An 876-nucleotide genomic window follows, 5' to 3' on the forward strand; every position below is an offset into this window, starting at 1 on the left:
AACAGAGGCAGGTATATAAGCACCTCATTGGATCCGGGTCGCTCGCCACACTGCGGCTCTTTCCAACGCCTGCCGATCTTCGAAAGTTAACTGTACGCCAGGTAATCGACGACTGGAAAACAATCATGAAACGGCATAGCGGTGAACGAAGAGCTGGTGAGCTACTGGCGCTGGCAGCTCGCTCCGTCGGCGCCAAGCATGCAGAGAAAACCTACAAGCTTCATCTACAACAGCTGCTGGCTGAATATGATCTAGCTATGGATCAGTTGCAGGTCATCGAGGATGAAGTCGCGGCTACATTGGTCTGGATCCCGCTTGCCGAGCCGTTGATGGCCATTAAGGGGATTAGCATCCTGTCAGTCGCCGCCATTCTGGGTGAAGCTGGCGACCTCAGCGGCTATACACATGGCAATGCGTTGTTGTGGCATGCCGGTCTCAACCTAGCTGAAGCAAGTTCAGGTAAGTGGAAGGGCCAAATGTCCATCAGCAAACGTGGTCGACCAAGGCTTAGGCATGCGCTATTCATGGCAACCATGGCCCTTATTATGAACGATGAAACGTTTAAACGACAGCACGAAGTGAATGTAAGGACGAAAAGCATGAAGCCCATGCGCTCAGTGATGAAGCTTTGCGGCAAGCTGGCTCGCATTCTGGTTGCCATAGCTCGCAGCGGTGAAGCTTACGAACCGAATCGAGCTCTGCCTATGAAACAGGTTGCTTAATCGCTTCACGCTCCGCACAAAAATTGGCTTATTCGCAGGATTTCAAGATTGCACGGAGTACCGGATTGCATTAAACAAAAGGGCATAGACCCGTACCGTTAGGATTACCGGCCTCCACCCTCTGGAAAGGCGTAACGAAGGAATGAAAGGGCAT

Annotated in this window: 1 protein-coding gene; it reads left to right on the forward strand. The window is 51.9% G+C overall.

Annotation, left to right across the window (positions count from 1 at the left end):
• The coding region (locus tag E0496_RS33395) for a transposase (protein WP_141506243.1) at window positions 1–722 on the forward strand (722 nt) is incomplete at its 5' end.
• Window positions 723–876 lie beyond the last annotated feature (154 nt).

It is taken from the genome of Paenibacillus luteus, from assembly GCF_006542765.1.
GTDB classification, from domain to species: domain Bacteria; phylum Bacillota; class Bacilli; order Paenibacillales; family Paenibacillaceae; genus Pristimantibacillus; species Pristimantibacillus luteus.